The organism is Hyphomicrobium zavarzinii ATCC 27496 (genome assembly GCF_000383415.1).
GTDB lineage: Bacteria > Pseudomonadota > Alphaproteobacteria > Rhizobiales > Hyphomicrobiaceae > Hyphomicrobium_C > Hyphomicrobium_C zavarzinii.
Window position 1 is genome coordinate 151,007 of the sequence record NZ_KB911259.1, and the last position, 21,528, is coordinate 172,534.

17 protein-coding genes and 1 tRNA gene are annotated in these 21,528 nt (G+C 65.2%); 8 read left to right on the top strand and 10 right to left on the bottom strand.

Annotation, left to right across the window (positions count from 1 at the left end; all coding sequences use genetic code 11):
- Positions 1-123: 123 nt before the first annotated feature.
- Both F812_RS0115025 and recJ read right to left on the bottom strand, forming a co-directional pair.
- Positions 124-198 (bottom strand) — tRNA-Glu (locus F812_RS0115025).
- A 123-nt stretch (positions 199-321) separates the two neighbouring features.
- On the bottom strand, positions 322-2,181 hold the full coding sequence (gene recJ, locus F812_RS0115030) for a single-stranded-DNA-specific exonuclease RecJ (RefSeq protein ID WP_020086805.1): 1,860 nt from the start codon (positions 2,179-2,181) through the stop codon (positions 322-324).
- Positions 2,182-2,338: 157 nt separating this feature from the next.
- On the opposite strand from recJ, the gene F812_RS27135 reads away from it, so the two are divergent.
- On the top strand, positions 2,339-2,470 hold the full coding sequence (locus F812_RS27135) for a hypothetical protein (protein ID WP_020086806.1): 132 nt from the start codon (positions 2,339-2,341) through the stop codon (positions 2,468-2,470).
- Between the two features lie 10 nt (positions 2,471-2,480).
- Here the strand turns inward: F812_RS27135 and glpX are convergent, their stop codons facing one another.
- Genes glpX through F812_RS0115050 form a run of 3 tightly spaced genes read right to left on the bottom strand, consistent with a single transcriptional unit; the run spans position 2,481 to position 6,087 of the window.
- Positions 2,481-3,479, bottom strand: coding sequence for a class II fructose-bisphosphatase (gene glpX, locus F812_RS0115040; protein WP_020086807.1), 999 nt, complete (start codon positions 3,477-3,479; stop codon positions 2,481-2,483).
- A gap of 26 nt (positions 3,480-3,505) precedes the next feature.
- Positions 3,506-4,840: a homoserine dehydrogenase gene (locus tag F812_RS0115045; protein WP_020086808.1), complete on the bottom strand. Its 1,335-nt coding sequence runs from the start codon at positions 4,838-4,840 to the stop codon at positions 3,506-3,508.
- A 20-nt stretch (positions 4,841-4,860) separates the two neighbouring features.
- Positions 4,861-6,087: an LL-diaminopimelate aminotransferase gene (locus F812_RS0115050; protein WP_020086809.1), complete on the bottom strand. Its 1,227-nt coding sequence runs from the start codon at positions 6,085-6,087 to the stop codon at positions 4,861-4,863.
- Positions 6,088-6,373: 286 nt separating this feature from the next.
- On the opposite strand from F812_RS0115050, the gene F812_RS0115055 reads away from it, so the two are divergent.
- The 6 genes from F812_RS0115055 (at position 6,374) to F812_RS0115080 (ending at position 15,316) form a co-directional block, all read left to right on the top strand.
- A complete protein-coding gene (locus tag F812_RS0115055; RefSeq protein WP_026868159.1) occupies positions 6,374-8,179 on the top strand; it encodes a PHA/PHB synthase family protein in 1,806 nt (601 codons plus the stop codon).
- 137 nt (positions 8,180-8,316) lie between these two features.
- On the top strand, positions 8,317-9,132 hold the full coding sequence (locus tag F812_RS0115060) for a GDSL-type esterase/lipase family protein (RefSeq protein WP_020086811.1): 816 nt from the start codon (positions 8,317-8,319) through the stop codon (positions 9,130-9,132).
- Positions 9,133-9,377: 245 nt separating this feature from the next.
- Positions 9,378-10,679 (top strand): chromate efflux transporter, encoded by a 1,302-nt coding sequence (chrA, locus tag F812_RS0115065; protein ID WP_020086812.1) that lies wholly within the window; start codon positions 9,378-9,380, stop codon positions 10,677-10,679.
- 101 nt (positions 10,680-10,780) lie between these two features.
- The gene (gene rimO, locus F812_RS0115070) at positions 10,781-12,154 is read left to right on the top strand and encodes a 30S ribosomal protein S12 methylthiotransferase RimO (RefSeq protein WP_083929208.1); all 1,374 of its coding nucleotides are present in this window, start codon (positions 10,781-10,783) and stop codon (positions 12,152-12,154) included.
- A gap of 114 nt (positions 12,155-12,268) precedes the next feature.
- Complete coding sequence (locus F812_RS0115075) at positions 12,269-13,030, top strand: hypothetical protein (RefSeq protein ID WP_020086814.1); 762 nt, start codon at positions 12,269-12,271, stop codon at positions 13,028-13,030.
- Between the two features lie 105 nt (positions 13,031-13,135).
- Positions 13,136-15,316 (top strand): CHASE2 domain-containing protein, encoded by a 2,181-nt coding sequence (locus tag F812_RS0115080; RefSeq protein WP_020086815.1) that lies wholly within the window; start codon positions 13,136-13,138, stop codon positions 15,314-15,316.
- Positions 15,317-15,641: 325 nt separating this feature from the next.
- Here F812_RS0115080 and F812_RS0115085 read toward each other — a convergent pair whose 3' ends face one another.
- Positions 15,642-16,610, bottom strand: coding sequence for a FecR family protein (locus tag F812_RS0115085; protein ID WP_026868161.1), 969 nt, complete (start codon positions 16,608-16,610; stop codon positions 15,642-15,644).
- Positions 16,611-16,796: 186 nt separating this feature from the next.
- Positions 16,797-17,708 (bottom strand): cation diffusion facilitator family transporter, encoded by a 912-nt coding sequence (locus F812_RS0115090; protein ID WP_020086817.1) that lies wholly within the window; start codon positions 17,706-17,708, stop codon positions 16,797-16,799.
- Between the two features lie 267 nt (positions 17,709-17,975).
- Here F812_RS0115090 and F812_RS0115095 point away from each other — a divergent pair, with 267 nt between their 5' ends.
- Positions 17,976-18,794, top strand: a complete 819-nt coding sequence (locus F812_RS0115095; RefSeq protein WP_051113852.1) for a metal-dependent hydrolase — start codon at positions 17,976-17,978, stop codon at positions 18,792-18,794.
- A gap of 72 nt (positions 18,795-18,866) precedes the next feature.
- On the opposite strand, the gene F812_RS24095 is transcribed toward F812_RS0115095, so the two are convergent.
- The 3 genes from F812_RS24095 to F812_RS25585 all read right to left on the bottom strand — a co-directional run bounded on the left by F812_RS24095 (position 18,867) and on the right by F812_RS25585 (position 21,262).
- Positions 18,867-19,505 carry a TetR/AcrR family transcriptional regulator gene (locus tag F812_RS24095; RefSeq protein WP_020086819.1) on the bottom strand — a complete coding sequence of 213 codons (639 nt, stop codon included), beginning with the start codon at positions 19,503-19,505 and terminating at the stop codon, positions 18,867-18,869.
- A 522-nt stretch (positions 19,506-20,027) separates the two neighbouring features.
- Positions 20,028-20,642, bottom strand: coding sequence for a TadE/TadG family type IV pilus assembly protein (locus F812_RS0115105; RefSeq protein ID WP_020086820.1), 615 nt, complete (start codon positions 20,640-20,642; stop codon positions 20,028-20,030).
- A 59-nt stretch (positions 20,643-20,701) separates the two neighbouring features.
- Positions 20,702-21,262 carry a TadE/TadG family type IV pilus assembly protein gene (locus tag F812_RS25585; RefSeq protein ID WP_020086821.1) on the bottom strand — a complete coding sequence of 187 codons (561 nt, stop codon included), beginning with the start codon at positions 21,260-21,262 and terminating at the stop codon, positions 20,702-20,704.
- Positions 21,263-21,528 lie beyond the last annotated feature (266 nt).

A 21,528-nucleotide genomic window follows, 5' to 3' on the forward strand; every position in this document is an offset into this window, starting at 1 on the left:
GCCTCGTCGCCTCCCACGCGGAGGCGTGGATTGAATCCACGACGTGTGCGCGATGTGGGCGCGCAACTTCGGCCGCCTCCTGCGCGGAGCACTTCAATAGACTGAATTAAATGGAGAAATTCATGGCGGTCCCTACGGGAGTCGAACCCGTCTTTTCAGATTGAAAATCTGACGTCCTAACCGATAGACGAAGGGACCGTTCTCGCGGCGGACAGCGTCAGCCAACGGCAGCCGGTGGTATAGGGAGGTTTGCCGCAAGACGCAAGCGCTGCCCTGTCGCTCCGCTCCGGCGCGCCATTTTCGCGCACAGCCGCCTGGAAATTAAGGCTTTTGCTTCCGCGGATCGGCCGCATCCTCGATCTGCAGCTCGATGCGGTTCCGCCCGCCCCAGGTATCGCGCCTGAGTTGTCCTGCCACATGAACGGGGAGCCCGCCCGCCGCCTCCATGAGAAGGTCACCGAGCGGCTGTCCCGCGGCCCGGAAGGCCACAGCATCGAGACGCGAACCGTCGCCCGCTTCCAGCACACAGCGGATGTGGGCTGTCCCGACCGGCTTCGCGAACTTCACCCGATGCGCCGGAAACGCAAAGCGCGGCTGCGGATTGCCCTGGCCGTAGGGACCGGCCCTGCCGAGGAGATCCACGAGCGCGTCGGTCACGGCCGAAGGCGTCAGCGCGCCGTCGATGGCAAGGGACGCGCGCTCGGCGAGACGCGCCGCCGACCCCGCGAGCTCCGCCGCGAAGAAAGCCTTGAGAGCGTCGAGCTTGGCGTGGTCCACAGTCAGGCCCGCCGCCATGGCGTGCCCGCCGCCCTTGAGCAGATGCCCTGCCGCAACCGCGTGACGGACCGCGGCGCCGATGTCGATGCCTGAGACGGAGCGAAGCGAGCCCGTCCCCGTCATCGCGCCTGTTGCGCCGTCCTTGTCCCACGAGATCACGCAGGACGGCCGCTTGAAGCGCTCCGTGAGGCGGCTCGCGATCAGGCCGACGACGCCCCGATGCCAGTCGGGCGATCCGACCAGGAGAACACCGAGATCAGGCGTCTCCTCGAGCATACGGTCGGCCGCCGCGGTGGCTTCCTCGAGTGCGGCCTGCTCGATCTCCTTGCGCTCCTTGTTGAGGCGGTCGAGCACCGCGGCGATGCGCACGGCCTCTCCCTCGTTCTCGGTCGAAAGCAGCTTCGCCCCCAGCGCCGCGTCGCCGATGCGCCCGCCCGCGTTGATGCGCGGCCCCAGGATGAACCCGAGATGATAGGCGTTCGGCGCCTCGCCGAGCCCCGCCGCATCCGACAAGGCCCGCAGCCCCACGTTGTCGCGGCCCGCCATCACCGCGAGCCCTTTGGTGACGTAGGCACGGTTCAACCCCTTGAGCGGCACCACGTCGGCCACCGTCGCCAGCGCCACGAGGTCGAGATCGCCGATGAGCTGCGGCTCGCGAACGTTCGCATAGTAGCCGCGCTTGCGAAGCTCGCGCACCGTTGCCACCAGCACCAGGAACACAACGCCCGCCGCGCAGAGATGTCCCTGCCCGGAGATGTCGTCGAGCCGGTTCGGATTGACGAGCGCGTGCACCGCGGGCAGCACCTCGTCCGCCTGATGGTGGTCGATCACCACCACGTCCACGCCCCGCTTGCCCGCGCCAGCGAGCACGTCGACGCTGGTCGTGCCGCAGTCGACCGTGACGATCAGCTTCGCGCCTTCGCCGATCAATTGCTCGAACGCCGACGCGTTGGGGCCGTAGCCTTCCGTGAGGCGGTCCGGAATATAGATGCGGCTCGGCGTGTCATGGTGGGCGAGGAAGCGCGCCATGAGCGCGGAGGAGCAGGCCCCGTCCACGTCGTAGTCGCCAAAAATGGCAACCGGCTCCCGCTTGGTGATCGCGTCCGCCAGACGGCGCGCCGCCTTATCCATGTCGGTAAGCGAGGATGGATCGGGCATCAGCACCCGGATCGTGGGGTCGAGAAACACCGGCACGTCGTCGAGACCGACCCCGCGCGCGGCCAGCACCCGCCCCAGCAGCTCGGGCAGGTTGTGCTGCTGGCTGATGGCGATGGCATCCTTGGCGCGGGCGGGCTCCAGCGTCTCGCTCCACCGGTAGCCCCGCGCCGATTGAACCACCCCCAGGAATGCCGCCTCCGCAGGCTCTACCTGCTGAGAGACGCGCGCTTTCCGAAGTGCCGTCATATCCGAGATGCCCCCGCCCGATTCGCAATAGGCAAGGCTCCCACGCCCGGCCCAGGAAGGCGATTCCCTAAGGATGTATCGTCCACAGCGGCCGCGCTTGTTCCCTCGCCGGGCTTATGGCAGAGGTGCAGAACCGTCACAGCGAAAAGGCCCCGCCATGAGCGACCCGAAAAACCTGATCATCGCGCTGCTGCTCGTCGGCATCGGCGTGCTCGGCTATCTCTATTACGACAGCCAGCGCACGGCCGTCCGCATCGACGTACCGGGCTTCAAACTCGAAGCAAAGTAGGCGGACGCCCCTAGTCGCGGCTTGCGGGCAGGCGCTGCCCGTAGTCGCGGAACTTGCTGCGGATGCGGCGCACCGTGCCGGTCTTCGAGCGCATGATCAGCGTCTCGGTCTCGGCGGTCTGGCCGCGGAATTTCACGCCATCGAGCAGCGAGCCGCTGGTCACCCCCGTCGCCGCGAAAATCACGTCCGACGAGGCCATGTCCGCGAGCGTGAACTTCTTGCGGATGTCGGTGATGCCCATCTTGTGCGCGCGCTCGCGCTCGCCATCGTTCGAGGGCATCAGCCGGCCCTGGATCTGCCCGCCGATGCAGCGCAGCGCCGCGGCGGCCAGCACGCCTTCGGGGGCGCCGCCCGAGCCCATGTAGATGTCGATGCCGGTCTCTTCCGGATCGGTGGTCCAGATCACGCCCGCGATGTCTCCGTCGGGGATGAGCTGCACCGCAGCCCCGGCCTCACGCACGGCCTTGATCAGCTCCGCGTGACGGGGGCGGTCGAGAATGCAGGCGGTGATGCCGCTCACCGGCACGCCCTTCGCCTTGGCGAGCGCCGCGAGGTTTTGCGGCACCGGCGCATCGAGATCGACGACGCCCTCGGGATAGCCCGGCCCGACGGCGATCTTGTTCATGTACATGTCCGGGGCGTGCAGCAGGCCGCCCCGCTCCGAGATGGCAAGCACGGCAAGCGCGTTCGGCATCAGCTTGGCGCAGATCGTGGTGCCCTCGAGCGGATCGACCGCGATGTCGACCTCCGGCCCGGTGCCGTTGCCGACCTCCTCGCCGATATAGAGCATCGGCGCTTCGTCCATCTCGCCTTCGCCGATGACGACAGTGCCGCGCAGAGAGACGCGCCCCAGCTCGTGGCGCATGGCGTCCACCGCGGCCTTGTCCGCCGCCTTCTCGTTGCCCCTGCCGGAGAGACGCGCCGCCGCGATGGCCGCCGCCTCCGTCACACGGGCGACCTCAAGCACCAGCATGCGGTCCAGCCCGACGTCGCCATTGTCCTTCGCCATGGAGTTCCCTTGACCCAAGTCAGCTCTCAAAGATCTTCGATGCGGATCATCTGCGGACGCTCCGTCACCTTACCATCCTTCTCGATGGCTCGGAGCGCCTTGCGCATTGCATCCTCGGTTGTGTCGTGCGTGATGAGTATAACATTGACGGCCGGCTCCGCCGCGCCGGGCGGCGGCTCCCAGGCCTGGCCCGGATGCACCGCGCCGGGCCGCCTCTGAACGATGCTCTCAAGCGACACGTTCTCGTCGCTCATGCGCTTGGTGATGGCCGCCATGGCACCCGGCCGGTCGTAGACCGAAAGCCGCACGTAATAGTTGCCCTGGTGCGCTTTGAGATTGAGCTTCCTGGCGGATTCCAGCGCGGCCGTGGGCCGGATGAACGGCGGCATCACGAGACCGCGCGCGATGTCCACGATGTCGCTCGCGACCGCGGAGGCCGTGGGCTTCGCGCCCGCCCCGGGACCGACGAGCAGAAGGTTACCCGCGAAGTCGCCGTCGATGCCGACGCAGTTGGTAACGCCCGAGACTTCCGCGAGCGCGGATTCTTCCGCCACCAGCACCGGCGTCACGCGCGCCTCGATCCCATGCGCAGTCTCGACCGCGACGCCGAGTAGCTTGATGCAGTAGCCGAGCTCCGTCGCCGCCTCGATGTCGGCGGAGGTGATGTGCTGGATGCCTTCCACGTGGATCTGGTCGAAAGCGAGTGTCGTGCCGAAGGCGAGGCAGGTGAGAAGCGAGAGCTTGTGCGCGGCATCGAAACCGCCGATGTCGAACGACGGATCGGCCTCCGCGTAGCCGCGCTCCTGCGCTTCCTTGAGCGCATCGGCGAAGGCCCGCTTCTCGTCCGTCATCTTCGAGAGAATGAAATTGCAGGTGCCGTTCAGGATGCCGTAGACGCGCCGCACCTCGTTGGCCGCAAGCGCCTCGCGCAGCATCTTGATGATCGGAATGCCGCCAGCGACAGCCGCCTCGAAATTGAGGGCGACGCCGTTCTCTTCGGCAAGGCGGGCCAGCGCGACGCCATGCTTGGCGAGCAGCGCCTTGTTGGCCGTCACCACGTGCTTCCTGGCTTTGAGCGCGGCCTCGACAGCCGCCTTTGCCACACCGTCCTCGCCGCCGATCAGCTCGACGAACACCGCGATCGACGGGTCCTTCGCCAGCGCTACCGGATCGTCGAACCAGCGGGCATCCCCCAGTCCCTCGCCCCGCTCCTTGCTGCGCGAGCGCGCCGAAACGCCGGCCACCGTGATCCGGCGGCCCAGCATCTTCTCGAGGCGCGGCGCATGGGCCGAAAGCAGTTGAATGAGGCCCATTCCGACGGTGCCGAGTCCGGCAACGCCGAGGGTCAAAGGCTCTGACATGGCTGGTTAATCTGAAACGACTAGCGGCTGGCTTTTTGCTGAATTGGGATGACGTTATGCAGTGTTTCAGGTGTTTGAGCCAGGAACTTCTTGATGGAGCGGGCCGCCTGCCGGATACGGTGCTCGTTCTCGACCAGGGCGATGCGCACATACCCCTCGCCGTACTCGCCGAAGCCGAGGCCGGGCGAAACGGCAACATCCGCCTTTTCAATCAATAGCTTAGCGAACTCCACCGAGCCGAGCGCGCGGAACGGCTCGGGGATGGGGCACCAGGCGAACATGGTGGCCGGCGGAGGAGGAACCGGGAAGCCTGCACGGCCGAAGCTCTCCACCAGGCAGTCCCGGCGGCTCTTGTAGGTCTTGCGGATCTCCTCGACGCAGTCCTGCGGCCCATTGAGGGCTGCGGCCGCCGCCACCTGGATGGGCGTGAACGCACCGTAGTCGAGATAGGATTTGACGCGGGCGAGCGCACCGATCAGCCGCTCGTTGCCGACGGCGAAGCCCATGCGCCAGCCGGGCATGTTGTAGGTCTTGGAGAGCGACGTAAACTCGACGGTGATGTCCATCGCGCCCGGCACCTCCAGCACCGAAGGGGGCGGATTGTCGTCGAAGTAGATCTCCGAATAGGCGAGGTCGGAGAGGATGATCAGGTCGAGCTTCTTCGCGAGCGCAACCGCCTCCTTGTAGAAAGCGAGATCGGCCGTCATCGCCGTCGGGTTAGACGGATAGGACAGCACCACGGCGAGCGGCTTCGGAATCGAATGGCGCACGGCATGATCGACCGCGCGCAGGAAATCGTCGCCGTTCCCGGCCGGCACGTGCCGTAGCACCGCGCCCGAGATCAGAAAACCGAACTCGTGAATGGGATAGGTGGGATTGGGGACGATGATCACGTCACCCGGCGCAGAGATCGCCTGCGCCATGTTGGCGAAGCCTTCCTTGGAGCCGAGCGTCGCGACCACCTGCGTCTCCGGATCGAGCTTCACCCCGAACCGGCGCTCGTAGTAGGCGGCCTGAGCGCGGCGCAGACCAGGAATACCCTTCGACGCCGAGTAGCGGTGGGTCCGGGGCTTCGCCACGGTCTCGACGAGCTTCTCGACGATGTGCTGCGGCGTCGGCAGATCGGGGTTGCCCATGCCGAGGTCGATGATGTCCGCCCCGCGCGCTCGCGCCGACGCCTTGAGGCGGTTCACTTCGGCAAAAACATAAGGCGGCAAGCGCTTGATGCGGTGGAAGTCGTCGATCACGAGATCATCTCTTGGCTTGTTGCGGCACGCGCACGACAGCCGGTCCTGGGGCAGCGTATCGCACGCGGCGGTCGTCCGAGCACATGGTCATCCGGGCGCACGACGGTCACCCGCCATCCGGCCAGGAAACCGCGGGGCTCCAGCTCCCTGTATTTACGCTGAGCCGGGCATAAACGTCCAGAGGCAGGGGCCGGGAGGCCCTGGAGCTGTGCACATCTCGCCCGTTTTGCGCGTACTCCTTTCATCCTACTAGGCGTTGTCACATGGACCTCTTATCTTGGTGGCCATGACCCAAGACACTACCTCGCCCACTACTCCCTACCGGATCGAAAACCCCGAGGAGTTCGCGCGCAACATGTTGCGCCTTTTCGAGGAGGGCGGGCGCGCAATGGCCGAGTTCCTCGAGCGGCCTGACGCCAAGATCAGCCCTTTCTCGGCGGCGAGCGAGGTCAACGAGGCGACCAAGACACTGGCCGACATCGCCCGCCTCTGGCTCACGGACCCGAGCAAGCTGGCCGAAGCCCAGACCGCGCTCGTCACCTCTTATCTCGATCTCTGGAACAACTCGATCCGCCGCCTCCTGGGCGAGAAGGTCGATCCGGTGGCCGAGCCGGAGCCCTCCGACAATCGCTTCAAGGACCCCGAGTGGTCCTCGAACCCCTACTTCGATTTCTGGAAGCAGGCCTATCTGCTCACGACCCATTGGGCCGAGGATGTGCTTCAGCAGACCGAGGGGCTGGACGAGCAGGAGCGCCACAAGGCCGAGTTCTATCTGCGCCAGCTCTCGAGCGCGCTCTCTCCCTCCAACTTCCCGATGACCAATCCGGAAGTCGTCCGCGAGACTTTTGCCACCAACGCGCAGAACCTCGTGCAGGGCATGGCCCACCTGGTGCACGACATGGAGAAGTCCGGCGATCTGCTCAAGATCAGCCAGACGGACACCACCGCGTTCGAGGTCGGCAAGAACCTGGCCACCACGCCCGGCAAGGTGGTGTTCCAGAACGACGTATTCCAGCTCATCCAGTACGCGCCGAGCACCGACAAGGTGCGCGAGGTGCCGCTGCTCGTGGTGCCGCCCTGGATCAACAAATACTACATCCTCGATCTCACGCCGCCGAAGAGCCTTCTGAAGTACGCGGTCGATCAGGGCTTCACGGTCTTCGTCGTGTCCTGGGTGAATCCGGACGAGCGCCTCGCGCACAAGACCTTCGAGGACTACATGCTCGAAGGCATTCTTGCTGCCGCCGATGCCGTGAAGCGCGAAACCGCCGTCGAGAAAATCAATGTGGTGGGCTACTGCGTGGGCGGCACTCTGCTCGGCTCCACGCTCGCCTATCTCGCCGCCCGCGGCGAGGAGCCGTTCCGCTCGGTGACGTTCCTCACCACGCAGCTCGACTTTTCGAAGGCGGGAGACTTGCTGCTCTTCACCAACGACAGCCAGCTCACCAGCCTGCAGGAGATGATGGCCGAGCGCGGCTTCCTCGATGGCTCGCGCATGGCCAACGTCTTCAACATGATGCGGCCGCGCGACCTCATCTGGCCGTACATCGTCAACAACTACCTGCTCGGCAAGAAGCCGTTCCCGTTCGACCTGCTCTACTGGAACCAGGACTCGACGCGCATGGCCGCCGCCAACCACGCCTTCTACCTGCGCGAGTTTTACAACGAGAACAAGCTTGCCAAGGGTGAGATGACACTCGCCGGCGTAAAGCTCGACCTCAAGAAGGTGAAGCTGCCTGTCTTCGAGCTGGCGACCAAGGAAGACCACATCGCACCCGCCAAGTCCGTGTTCATCGGCTCGAAACTGCTCGGCGGCCCGGTCGAGTTCGTGCTGGCGGGCTCGGGCCACATCGCCGGTGTTGTCAATCCGCCCGACAAGATGAAGTACCAGTACTGGACCGCCAACAAGGCGGCGGCCGATACGCTCGACGAGTGGGTCCGCATGGCCAAGGAGCATCCCGGCTCCTGGTGGCCGTACTGGGTCGAGTGGCTGACCAAGTACTCCGGCGACTGGACGGCTCCCCGCGAGCCCGGCGAAAACCTCGGCGTCATCGAGGACGCGCCCGGCACCTTTGCCAGAACCAAATCGTGAGCCGGTGAGGCGCCGGGATTAACCCCAGCCCGCGCCTTAAGGTGCCAAAACCGTGTCCGCGTGCTTGTCTCCGTGTGGAGACTGTCGACCGCGTCTCACTGCCAGGGTTCGCGGCGCGGGCGAGTCCGGGCCACGCCATGATCATCCGCACCCGCACACAAGCACGCATCCCCCCATCCGCTGCGCGGTTTTGCCTGCACGGGGCCGCGTGGGCCGTCGCCTGCCTCCTCGTGTTCGCCTCGCACGCGCTCGCCGATACCGCCGCGTCCGCCACCGCTCCTCAATCCGGCACACGACCGATCTACGTCCTGCCGTTGGGCGACTCGATCACTCAGGGCGGCCGAAACGACCGGCCCGAATACACCTACCGCTATCCCCTCTATTACATGCTGAAGGACGCCGGATACCCGGTAGACTTCATCGGCTCGCTTCACGCCGGTCTCAACGCGGACGCCGTCTGGCCCGACAAGAACGGCGTGCCGTTCGACCTCGACCATGAAGGCCATTACGGCTGGACCACGTCGGAGGTGCGCGACAACCTCAAAGGCTGGATGACAACCTATCCGGCCGCGCCCGACATCGTCCTCATTCACCTCGGCAGCAATGACGAGCACGCCTGGAGCTACCGGCGCGCCATCATTCGCCCGCTTGAGGACATCATCGCCATGCTGCGCGAGAAGAACCCGCACGTGGTCATTCTGATCGGACACATGATCGCCAACGGCCGCAACGCGCGCGCCTCACGCCCGTTGCTGGATGAACTGGCCCAGCGGATCAGCACCGCGGACTCCCCTGTCGTCACCGTGCCCCACTTCATCGACTGGCATGAAAGACCGGGCGAGCCCGGCTCCGACACCTTCGATTGGGCGCATCCCAATCCGCAAGGCCAGCAGAAGATGGCGGACAAGTGGTTCGCCGCCATGAAGCCATTTCTCGACGGGCTGCGGAAATAGCCGCCTCCGCTGGTGTCCGTCACATCCGTGTAAAAGAACTACGACAATATTTCTGCTCGAACGGAAGTCTCGCGCCGCTCTCCTTGCGGCTTGAAGAGCGGCCGCGGGCCGCGATAATCTTGCACCGCAGACCATGGGGCTCCCACTGCGACCGCCCCGTCAGGCATTCGCCCAAGCGTCGCTCCATCGGCCCTCCGGCTGAAGGAGTACGTATGTCGAGCGAGATCCCTTCTCGAACCCATTCGATGCAGCATGAACCCGTCTCTGCGCCGTCGTTCCGAGAGGCGCTGGCCACGTTCGCGCGCATCGGCATTCTGTCCTTCGGCGGTCCATCGGCCCAGATCGCCCTGATGCATCGCGTTTTCGTGGATGAGAAACAGTGGCTCGACGAGCGCCGCTATCTCAGCGCCTTGAGCTTCTGCATGTTGCTGCCCGGCCCCGAGGCGATGCAGTTGGCCACTTACGTCGGCTGGCGGCTCCACGGCTTTGCGGGCGGGCTCGCGGCCGGCCTCTTGTTTGTGCTGCCCGGCGCGCTCATCGTTCTCGCCCTCTCGATGATCTACGCCGCGTTCGGCAACGTGCCGCTTGTGGAAGCCCTCTTCTTCGGCGTCAAGGCCGCGGTCCTCGTCATCGTGATCGAAGCTCTCCTGCGCATCGCGCGGCGCGCGCTCAAGCTCAGCGTGCATTGGCTCATCGCAGGTCTCTCCTTCCTCGCGATCTTCTTCCTCGCCGCCCCCTTCCCGCTCATCGTGCTCGCCGCCGCGCTGTTCGGCTTCTTCCATGTCCCGAGCGCAATCGCGGCAGCCAAAACCGCATACGCGTCTCCTCTCATCTCCACGGCGAAGACGTTGCGCACGATCGCCCTCTGGAGCGCAATCTGGGTCGCACCCCTCGCAATCATCTCTGCCGTCTTCGGCCGCGAGCACGTGCTGTCACAGCTCGGCCTCTTCTTTTCCAAGCTCGCCGTCGTCACCTTCGGCGGCGCCTACGCCGTGCTCGCCTACATGGGGCAAGATGTCGTGACCCGCTTCGGCTGGCTCGATGCGGGCGCGATGCTCGACGGGCTGGGTCTCGCGGAAACGACGCCGGGACCGCTCATCCTCGTGACCGAGTTCGTCGGGTATCTCGCCGCCTACCGGAACGGCGGCGAGCCGCAACTCGTCATGGGGCTGCTCGGCGCCTTCGTCGCCGTGTGGGCCACCTTCGCCCCCTGCTTCCTCTGGATCTTCGCCGGCGCGCCTTACATCGACTGGATCACACACCAGCCACGCCTCGCGGGCGCGCTCACCGCCATCACGGCGGCGGTCGTGGGGGTGATCCTCAATCTCGCGGTCTGGTTCGCGCTCCACGTCTTCTTCGCCGAGGTGGATCTCGTGGAATGGGGCTACTTGAAGCTTTGGACCCCCGCGTGGACGTCGCTCGACTGGCGCGTGGTGGCCCTCTCGGCCGTCGCGGCAGTGCTGATCTTTAAGCGCCGCTGGGATATCCCGGGCGTCCTGCTCGCAACGTCCGCGCTGGCACTTTTAATCAAGGTTACAGGGGTTTAGCTGATCCGTGACCCGCCCGCGCCTGCGGCCTCTTCACCAGAGGGCTCCACAGAAACCGAACCTGTGGTAGAAGGCCGCTTTCACGCGCTTCAAGGCCTAGAATGACCGTCCGAGCCCCGGCAAATCCATCCCCTGCACCTGCCCAGCGCGAGCCGAAACCGGCCCCGAAGGTGGGCTTCGTCTCGCTCGGCTGCCCCAAGGCGCTGGTGGACAGCGAACGCATCATCACCAAGCTGCGCGCCGAAGGCTATCAGGTTGCCCCCGACTACGCGGGCGCCGACGTGGTCGTCGTCAACACCTGCGGCTTCCTGGACAGCGCCAAGCAGGAGAGCCTCGACGCCATCGGCGAGGCTATTGCCGAGAACGGGCGCGTGATCGTCACGGGTTGCATGGGCGTGGAGGAGGGTCGCATCCGCGAGGTGCATCCTGGCGTTCTCGCCGTCACCGGCCCACACCAGTACGAGCAGGTAGTCACGGCCGTGCACGATGCCGTACCGCCGCTGCACGATCCCTACGTGGACCTCGTGCCGCCCGAGGGCCTTCGTCTCACACCCCGCCACTACGCCTATCTGAAAATTTCCGAGGGCTGCAACAATCGCTGCTCCTTCTGCATCATCCCGAGCATCCGCGGCGATCTCGCGAGCCGCCCCGCCAGCCACGTGATGGCGGAAGCCGAGCGCCTCGTGAAGGCAGGCGTGAAGGAGCTGCTCGTCATCAGCCAGGACACGAGCGCCTACGGCCTCGACATCAAGTATGCCGAGAGCCAATGGAAGGGCGCGCCGCTCAAGGCGAAGTTCCTCGATCTGTCCCGCGCGCTCGGCGAGCTCGGCGTGTGGACGCGGATGCACTACGTCTACCCCTATCCGCACGTGGACGAGGTGATCCCCCTGATGGCGGAGGGCAAGATCCTCCCCTATCTCGACATCCCCTTCCAGCACGCCTCTCCGGCCGTGCTGAAGGCCATGCGCCGCCCCGCGCATCAGGAGAAGACGGCCGAACGCATCGCCAACTGGCGCAAGATCTGCCCGGATCTCGCCGTCCGCTCCACCTTCATCGTCGGCTTCCCCGGCGAGACGGAGGAGGACTTCTCATTCCTTCTCGACTGGCTGCGAGAGGCGAAGCTGAACCGCGTCGGCTGCTTCAAGTACGAGGCGGTCTCGGGCGCCAAGGCCAACGAGCTGCAGGGCGCCGTGCCCGAAGAGGTGAAGGAGGAGCGCTGGCATCGCTTCATGGCGGCGCAGCGGGAAGTCTCGGAAGAAATCCTGGCAACGCGCGTCGGCACCACCATCGACGTCATCATCGACGAGATCGACGAGGAGGGCGCGACCGGCCGCTCGAAGTGGGACGCGCCCGAGATCGACGGCAGTGTTTTTCTCAACGGCGAGCAGAACCTGAAGCCCGGCGACATCGTGCAGGCTCACATCGACGAGGCCGACGACTACGACCTCTGGGGCACGGTCGTCCGAAACGGCTGATACGGCCTCCGTTAACTCTCCTGTTGCCACATCGTCATATCCGTCAGCCTGCGTTGACAGGCTGCGGGAGCCGGTGCGACAGTTCGCCCGATAAAACGGGGAGGACGTCTCGCAATGGCAATGCCGGACCAGGCAACTGCACCCGCGCCCGCGCCGCAAGGCGCCCCGGAAATCCGCATCTACGCCCACTCTCCCATCATCTACTGGTGGGTCGTCTGGGCCTATGGCTTCTTCTGCGCAGCCCTCACCTATTTTCAGGGCGAGCGCCTCACCTTAGGCCAGAACGCAAAACCCCTCTTCATTCATACGAGCGCGTGGGTCGGCCTCTCCTTCACACTGCTCCTGCTGCTCGTGATCGTCGCCACCTCGGTGCGCGCACGCGGCGTCAACGCGCTGCTGTTGCTCCTCCTCATGGGCGGCGCCGGGGCCGCGACCTACGTCGTCATGAACACGCCCGGCCTCTGGTCGGAGCCGCCCGCGCTTCTCGTGCACATGAACCTCGCATTTTACCTGCTGGTCTCCTCGGTGCTGTTCATCGTCTGGTTCGTCATCGTCTTCATCGTCGACCGGCTGAGCTATTGGCGCGTCCGCGGCACCCAGGTCGAGCGCGTCCAGATGTTCGGAAGCGTGCTGGGCCGCGCGCCGGAAAGCTGGTCCGTCATGCACATCCGCTTGACCCGCTACAGCGACGACATCATCGCCCACAAGCTGCTGGGCCTCGGCATCCTGGGGCTCGGCACCAGCGACATCGACGCCAAGCTCTCGATCTTCGGCGGCGGCCACGAGCAGTTCCGCATCGAGAACGTATGGCGCGCAGCGCGGCCCCTGAAGGCTGTGCAGGCAGCCATGGGTCCGAAGGCGACGGTCGTCATCTGACCGGCCGAACAGAGAGACGATACGCTCGCTGCCGAACGATGAGACGTCGCCCCGCTAGAGCCGTGGTCCGGACATGCATCCTCTGATGCAAAGGTTGAGTTGGCGATGACCCTGCGCCGTCCCTCTCTGCACGTCCTCGTTACGGCGGCCGTGCTGGGGCTCGCCGTTGCACTGCGGATCCTCGACCCGAGCCCTGTCGCACGCCTGCGCCTTTCCATCTTCGACAGCTACCTCAACCTCAAGCCGCGCGAAGCCGATCCCGCTTTCCCCGTCCGCATCGTCGACATCGACGAGGCGTCGCTCGCCGCCATCGGCCAATGGCCCTGGCCACGCTCCGAGCTTGCCCGCATCGTCGAGCGCCTCGCGGACGCCGGCGCCAAGACCGTCGCGATAGACCTTATCCTCTCCGAGCCCGATCGCCTCTCGCCCGAAGCCCTCGCCCGCCAGGCCGAGCACCGCGCCGAGCTCGCCCCCATCGTGGCGGAGCTGGCCGCGCTGCCGTCCAACGACACGCTTCTGGCCACCGCGGCGGCCCGCCTCCCCGTGGTGCTTGGCGTCGCGGGAGACGCGACGGCCAGACCCGCACCCCGGCCGCCCAAGGCACGCTTCGCTACTGCCGGCGACGACCCCGCACTCTTCGTCCCGTCGTTCGCGGGCGCCATCGAGCCGCTCGCAGCACTCGCCGCGCCAGCCGCGGGCATCGGTGCCGTCAACTGGCTGCCCGCAGCAGACCAGATCGTTCGCCAGGTTCCTCTCCTGGCCACGCTCTCCGGCACACTCTATCCGACCCTCTCGCTGGAGGCGCTCCGGACCGGCATGGGCGAGACCACGGCGTTCGTCCGATCCTCCGGCGGCAGCGGCGTGCTCGCGTTCGGCCAGCAGACCGGCGTCGAAACGGTCCGTGTCGGCGCGACCGTGCTCCCCACCGCCAGCGACGGCCAGCTCTGGCTCAACTACGCACGCCCCGATCCGCGCCGCTACGTGTCCGCCCATAAAATCCTCGACGGCAGCTTCGATCCGAACGACTTCGCCGGACGCCACGTCCTGATCGGCGCGAGCGCCACCGGCCTTCTCGATCTGAGAGCTACGCCCCTCGCCTCATCGGTGCCCGGTGTGGAAATCCACGCCCAGGCCATCGAGCAGATGCTCTCCGGCGCACACCTCACGCGCCCTGCACTCGCCACGGGCGCCGAGATTCTGTTTCTCCTCGCGGCAGGCGCGCTCGTCGCGGGTCTCATCCGCCGCTTGGGCCCGCTCGCCGCCGCCCTCGCGGGCGTCGCCGCCATCGCCGCCGTCGCACTGGGCTCATGGCTGGCCTTCGCCGAAAGCGGCTACCTGTTCGACCCCGTCTATCCCTCCCTCTCCCTGCTCGCCGTCTATCTCTCGGGTTCTCTCCTCTCCTTCATTCGCACCGAGACCGACCGCGCCCGCGTGAAACGCGCGTTCGGGCATTACGTCGCCGCGCCCCTGGTCGAGGAACTGGCCGCCGATCCCACTCGGCTCAAGCTCGGCGGGGAGACGCGGGAGGTCACGCTGCTGTTCGCCGACGTTCGCGGCTTCTCCCGCCTCTCCGAAGGCATGGACGCGGAAACGCTCATCCGCTTCGTCAACCGCCTCTTCACCCCGCTTTCGGAGATCATCCTCGATCACCGCGGCACCATCGACAAATTCATGGGAGATGCGGTGATGGCTTTCTGGAACGCCCCGGTGCCGGATCGCGATCACGCCGCCAACGCCTGCCGTGCCGCGCTCGCCATGCAGAAAGCCATGGACCGCCTCAATCGGGAGGAGGCCGCGCGTTGCGCCGCAGCCGCCACCCCCCATCATCCGGTCCGCATCGGCATCGGCCTCAACACCGGCCCCTGCTGCGTAGGCAACGTCGGCTCGCCCCAGCGCTTCGACTATTCCGTGCTCGGCGACGCCGTGAATGTCGCCTCCCGCATCGAGGACGCGACCAAGATCTACGGTGCTCCCATCATCGCCGGCGAGCGCACCGCACGCGAGGCGGTGGGCTTTGCCTTCCTCGAGATCGAGACCGCGGCACGCCTGCGCGGGAAGGATCGCCCGGAGCGGTTGTTCGCGCTCGTGGGCGACAACACGCTGGCGGCCACACCGGACTTCAAGGCGCTCTCCGCCCGCTACGCGGCTTTGCGCGCAGCCCTCGAGAGACGAGACACCGCAACGGCCGCGAGCGAGATCGCGGCCTGCCGGACGCTCGCGAGAACCGCATCCCCGGTCTCGATCGACGCTCTGCTCGACACCTACGAGGCCGCGCTTAGGTCCTGAGAGGACGCCAATCCAGCCGGTTCGTCGCAAGACACTCCGGCCAATCCAAAAGCATGCGATCCGAGCCTTCGAGCACAGAGCGTCCCAGAAACTGGCGGTCGGTTTTTACTGAGACGTGGCTGGAGCCCGACCTGCGTCGGGCTGACGGTTCCGTGAGGATGTCGACGCGTGGGCGTCCGCCCGATGACGTCATTCCGGCGAAGGCCGGAATCCAGATACGCCTTTGAAGGCGCATCTGCCGGCAAGGAGCGGTGGGCCGCTAGAAAATACGACAAATCAAAAAAGCTGGAGCGTGCGATCCGAGTCTATCGGATCGCGGTACGCTCTAGTACTTGCCGCCGGTCCGGCCGCCCCGCATCGGGCTGTCCATGCCGCGTCCGCCGCCGCCCTTGTAGCCGCCGCGCCCGATCCCGCCGCCAATCCCGATCACGATGTCCATGCCCTTGACGATGTTGCTGTCGTCATCGGAGCTGTTCTTCTTCGCCGTGCGGGTCTTCTTCGGCTTCGTCTTTGTCTCGGTCGGCGTGGTCCGCGTGCGCTCCACGCGCTTGGTGGGTTTCGTGGTCTCCGTCTTCTTCTTGGGCTTCTCGGGCGTGGGAAGGTTGCCGAGAATGATCACGTCGCGCGTGAAGACGGGATTGGGATCGATGCTTGGCGTCTTAGCGACGAACGGAAACGCCGTGTCGAATGGAACCGTATCCTTCCCCGGGAGCGACGCCCATTTGACGGGCGAGCCCACGTCCCCGTCTCCGGTGATGCGGATAAGCTTGCCGGGCTCGTTCAGCTCGCGGCATTGCCCGCGCTGATTGCAAACCTGGATCGCGCCCTCGTGCAGCAGCAGCCACGAAAGCCCATCGTCCTGCACATAGACGTCGAACACGGTGCCGCGCACGGTGATCGCGGCCGCGGGCGTCTTGATAACGTAGGTCGGCTTCTCGGCCACGCCCGTCATGAAGCGGAACGTGCCCTTCACCAAGTCGAGCACGATGGAGCCTTTCGACTTCGCGGGATCGTAGACGAACTTGTCGAGCGTGAGGTGCGAGCCGGGCCCCAGCGCCAGCTTGGTCTCGTCGTCGAGCTTGAGCTCGCTCGAGGCATCGAGGCCCACCTCGATGGTCTCGTCCTGGTTGACGCGGTCTCCGGTGCTCAGCGTGCGCGTATCGCGATTGAAGGCCGCTGTCACCAGATTGACCACCGACAAGGTGGAGCCGATCGGTTCCTGAGGCGCAGCGTTGACGATGGAGACGGAGCAGAACAGCAGCAACAGGCTTGCGGCAAATGGGCGGAGTGTCATGACGGCCATCTTTCTTTTTGGCTCATGCCTCCATGGGTCTGGTGTGCGGCAGACCCGATCGGCGCGGCCCGAATGAAGCGGCGTGACGCATATCCCATCATATCAGATGGCGCGCTCCGCTCGAAAGGGCCCTACACTGCACCGCGATGGGTGATCAATTAGGGCAGATGGCCAAAATCCCGCGCGTCAGAGCGGAATCGTACCCTTGGAATGATCCTTGGCCTTATGCTCAGGCTCGACGTGAATGACCACCTCCGAGCCTTCGATCTCCGCCTCGATCTCGGCTTCGAGCCTGTCGCAGATCTCGTGTGCCGCGTGCACCGTCATGCTGCCGGGCACGACAAGATGGAACTCGATGAAGATGGCACGCCCCGCCTGCCGGGTACGCACGTCGTGGGCTTCCAGCGCGCCGTTCCCGCTCCGCTTGATCGCGGCGCGAATGCGCGCCTCGATATCGCCATCCGCCGCCTCGTCCAGTAGTCCGCTCATGGAGGTCACGGCGATCTTGGATCCGCTCCAGAGAATGTAGGCGGCCACAGCCACCGCAAGCAGCGGATCGAGCACCTTGAGACCCGTGGCCCAGGCCAGCAGCAGCCCGGCGACCACGCCTGCCGAGGTCATCACGTCCGTAAGGAGATGCCACCCGTCCGCAACCAGCGCCGGCGAGCGCAAGGCCCTTCCGCGCCGGATCAGAAAGGCGGACCACCCGCCGTTCCCGGCCGTCGCGAGGACACTGAGCAGCGCACCGTAGCCAAACTCGGAGATCTCGCGCGGCCTCAGGAACGCGTCGTAGGCCTCGCGCATGATGAGGATGGCCGCAACGACGATGAGAACCCCTTCGAGCACCGCCGAGAGATACTCCGCCTTGTGATGGCCGAACGGGTGGTTCTTGTCGGCGGGACGCGAGCTTATGTTGATCGCGAGCAGCGCCGCGACCGCAGTGACGAGGTTGACGATGCTCTCGAGCGCATCCGAGTAGAGCGCGACACTGCCCGTCACCCGGTAGGCGGCGTACTTGAGCCCCATGACGGCCAGAGCCACGAAAATGCTGGCGAAGCCGATCAGGTGAACTGTTTTCGTCGTGCGCAGGTCCGCCACCGCAAGTCCCGTCGTCCAAGCTTATGATAGGATTGCGCGATTGCGCGCAGCTGAGGCTTCTCCTGCCAGAGTTGGAAGCCGAGCGCCACCCCTCACGTCCTGCGGCGTCTCAGCGCCCTTCTCCGGGGGAACGGCGCGAACGCGTGTTATCCACACCGATTGCACCGCCCAAGCTCCCTCCTGGTGCGCGAATCTGGTCCGAAGGCATGGGATGAGCGCCGCGGGGTGCAAGCCGGCGCATGGCTTCGGATCGAGGAGCGCTTCGCCATGGCTAATTTCACGACACACATCGCGGCAGGAACCATCGTCGCTGGCGCGCTGGCTACGCTGACACTGGCCGCAGACGTCATCGCGCCCGACAACCTGATCGCGGTCACGATGGCGGGCGTGCTGGGCTCGGTGCTGCCCGACATCGATCTCAAGGACAGCCGGCCCAGCCGTGCGATGTTCTCCGGCCTCGGCATCTTCTTCTCGTTCGCGGTGCTGTTTTCGGCTGCGGGCCGCTTCTCGATCGCGGAACTCTGGATCCTGTGGCTCGGCACCCTGGTGCTGATACGCTACGGGCTGCACACCGCCTTCCATAATCTCGCCGTCCATCGCGGCATTTGGCATTCCATCATAGCCGCCCTGTTCTGCTCGGCGGCCACCGCCGTCGTCTTCGGCCACGTCCTCGACAGACATGCCGGCGTCGCCTGGCTCGCGGGCGGCTTCATGTTCGTGGGCTACCTCGTGCACCTCACCCTCGACGAGATCTATTCCGTCGACGTGATGGACACGCGCATCAAGTCCTCCTTCGGAACGGCTCTCAAGTTCGTGGACCGCCGCTACCCCTACGCGACGGCCGGCATGGCCACGGCCTTGGCGCTCGCCGTCTGGCTCGCCCCTTCCCCCAGCGCATTCGTCTCGGGCCTCTCCTCGCGCGATATGTGGGCGGGGCTCAACGAGCGCATGCTGCCCAAGGAGAGCTGGTTCGGCTTGGTGAAGGTGCCGAGCTATATCGCCGCCACGCCGCCAGCGTCCGACATCACGACGGGCGCGATTCCGGCCGCGCCCACGCAGAAGGAAGCCCCCAAGACGACGCCCTAGAGGTGACGCTGGGTAGCAGCCAAGAAGCGAGACGCGGGATCATCGACGCGCGCGCGTTGAGCGAGCGAAGCGCTAGGCGTGCCGGGCTTCGCCGCCTTCACGGTGACTACGCTGCTGCGCCTCGAACCCTACGAGATAGTTCCGCACGAGATCGTCCATCAGCACGCTCGCGTCGTCTGCCGCAATGATCGAGAGCTTGTCCGCGGCCGACAGAGACGAGATCCCGTGCATGCCCGCCCATAGCACGCGCGCCGCACGGCGCACCTCTTCGGGGCTGAGCCCTTCGGAGAGAGGAAGCAAGGCGTCCTCCACCTTCCCCATCAGCGCTTCGAGCTTCTGGCGATACCAGTCCGGCACGGTCCGGGAGGACGGGATGTGGTGCTCGAACAGAAGGTTCCAGAGATTGGGATCTCGCGCCGCGAACGCCAGATAGCAATTGGCGATCTGGTGAACCCGCTCGCGCGGATCACCGCCCTGCGGCACCGATGCCAGAGCGTGCAGCAAGCCGTCGAGCAGGCGTCCCTCGATGGTGAGAACGAGATCGTCCAGGTTCTCGAAGGAATTGTAGAGCGTGCCCGGCGAGTAATTGATGCGCCGGGCAATTTCTCGGGCTGAAAGCCCGCCGAGTCCAGACTGCTGGATCAGCTCGGTTGATGCCCCGATGATCAATTCCCTCAGCTCTTCTGCGGTGTGAAGCGATCGACGGCCCATGGAGGTTCTCTCGCGCATGAAGACCAGAACGATAGGGTGCCATCGAAAACCAAAGCACCCCGCAAGTCAGTAAGGCCATTTACCAACCGAGCCGTGCGCAGCACCCGAAGAGCTGTCACAGCCCAAGAGCGTGGATCCTGAAAAAAGCGCAGGCAACGTTAGCGAGGCGGCGAAAGCCAGATGCATCTAACTTGCATTTGCGTCTATTGAGGGTGCTCGAATGTGTCAGACGCGCCCGGAAAACCTTTCACGAACTCACCGACTTAAGCTGCGCCAAAATTTCTGAATCGCATTCGCCGTCAAAGACGGACGGAACGAAGCAAGGCGAAACCGGACCCCGAGATTCACCGAACCGGTGACGTGCTCAATCAGTTCCGGTATCGCCGCAAAAGCCCACGAAATCGTGCCTGCCCGCAAGCCATCGTGACAGCATACTGAAGATCGAAAGCGACTGCAATATTCTGAACGCAGTATTGGTCTGTCGGCGCCTTATTTTGGCGGTCAGCGTTCAATTTCGCCGCGTCACGAGAAGCACGAAGTCTGACATTTGGTATCGAAGATCACGCAAAGCCCTTTGCGCGGCTTGGCCATCGCGGTCTCCTTCCACGGCGTCTCCCCCATGATGAAGTTGAGGAAGAGCGGAACGAACGTGTAGGTCGCCTCGACCACCACCACGGCCTCGTTCTTCCCAACGATGCCCGCCCCCAAGGGATAGGACTGGCATTTGGCCAACTCGCCGCCCGGTTTGCGATTGTAGCGGTTCGTGATCTCCGGATAGACGAGCGTGTTGCTCGCATTGGTCGGGCTCGACATCACTGGGATAACCGAGATCTGCAGCTGCTCGGTATCGTAGGGGCTCATCACGAGATCGGCGATGGCGTAGATGGCCTTGACGTCGTCGTTCGTCAGCTTCTCCTCGCGCGCGACGAGGTCGGCGACCATGCTGGTGACCAGACCGAAACGCTGATGGATCGCAACCGCGCGCGTGATTTCGACGGTGCCGATCAGAAGCACCATCATCACCGGCGCGATCATTCCGAACTCGACCGCTGCCAGTCCGCGGACGTCATGCCGGAATTTCCGGAGCAGCCGGCCGAGACGCGTGGCGATCGTTCCCCGCTTGCCGGGCTCGCTCATCCTCACTTCTCCCGCGCCATGCACACCTCGATCTCGGCTCATGTCACTCGCCCCCAGGCTCATTCGAACGGTTCGGATCGAAAGGCCGTTGCCGCCGACAGCACGACCATCTTCTGCTCGCGTGGGGTCTCACCCCTCTCCGCAAGCAGATTCCAGATGAACTGAAAGAGCGGCATGCCGCCCTGCCAGTCGTAGCAAGCGGTCACGACCACGGCCATGCTCGCGTCTCCCGACCGGCTGCGGATGCCGTCGGAGCCACTACCCTGTCGCGGCGTCAGCTTTCCGTCCGTCAGGCATGGAGTCGGCGGATTGAGATTGGCAAAGAGCGCATTGCTCTCGACGTGAATGACCAGGTGCGTGTCGCAGGCGATAAGATCACCCGACTTCTCGCAAACGAGATTGCGGAAATCGTTGAGCGTCATGCCCGCCTTCTGCGCCTCACCGGTTCTGAGGAGGCGCGAGGCATCCAGAACACCGCGCTGGAGCGAATGGTTGGTCAGGTAATAGAGCCCGATGGTCATGATCCCGAGCATCATCACCAGGAATGGAACCGAGACGAGCGCGAACTCGACCATCGTCACGCCCCGCGTATCCGCGGAGAAGCGCCGCGCGAAACGCACGAGCCTGGCTCGAAATCTCGGAGAACTTGAGTTGCTGTTACGCATGACGGGTCCGGACGCGCGGAATACGGGCATCGGACGAATTTAGGGCCGTCCCGATCTATGAAAGGTTGACGCGCGGACTAAGCCCGCTGCGAAGGTAAAGAGCGCATTACTTCGGGCGCCGATGCCCCCGGCAAGGGCGTAGCCGTTACACTCTATATATGCGCGACGTTCAGAGGATCCCGTGGCGACGGGGCCATAGCTCCGGACAACCCCCGGAGCCC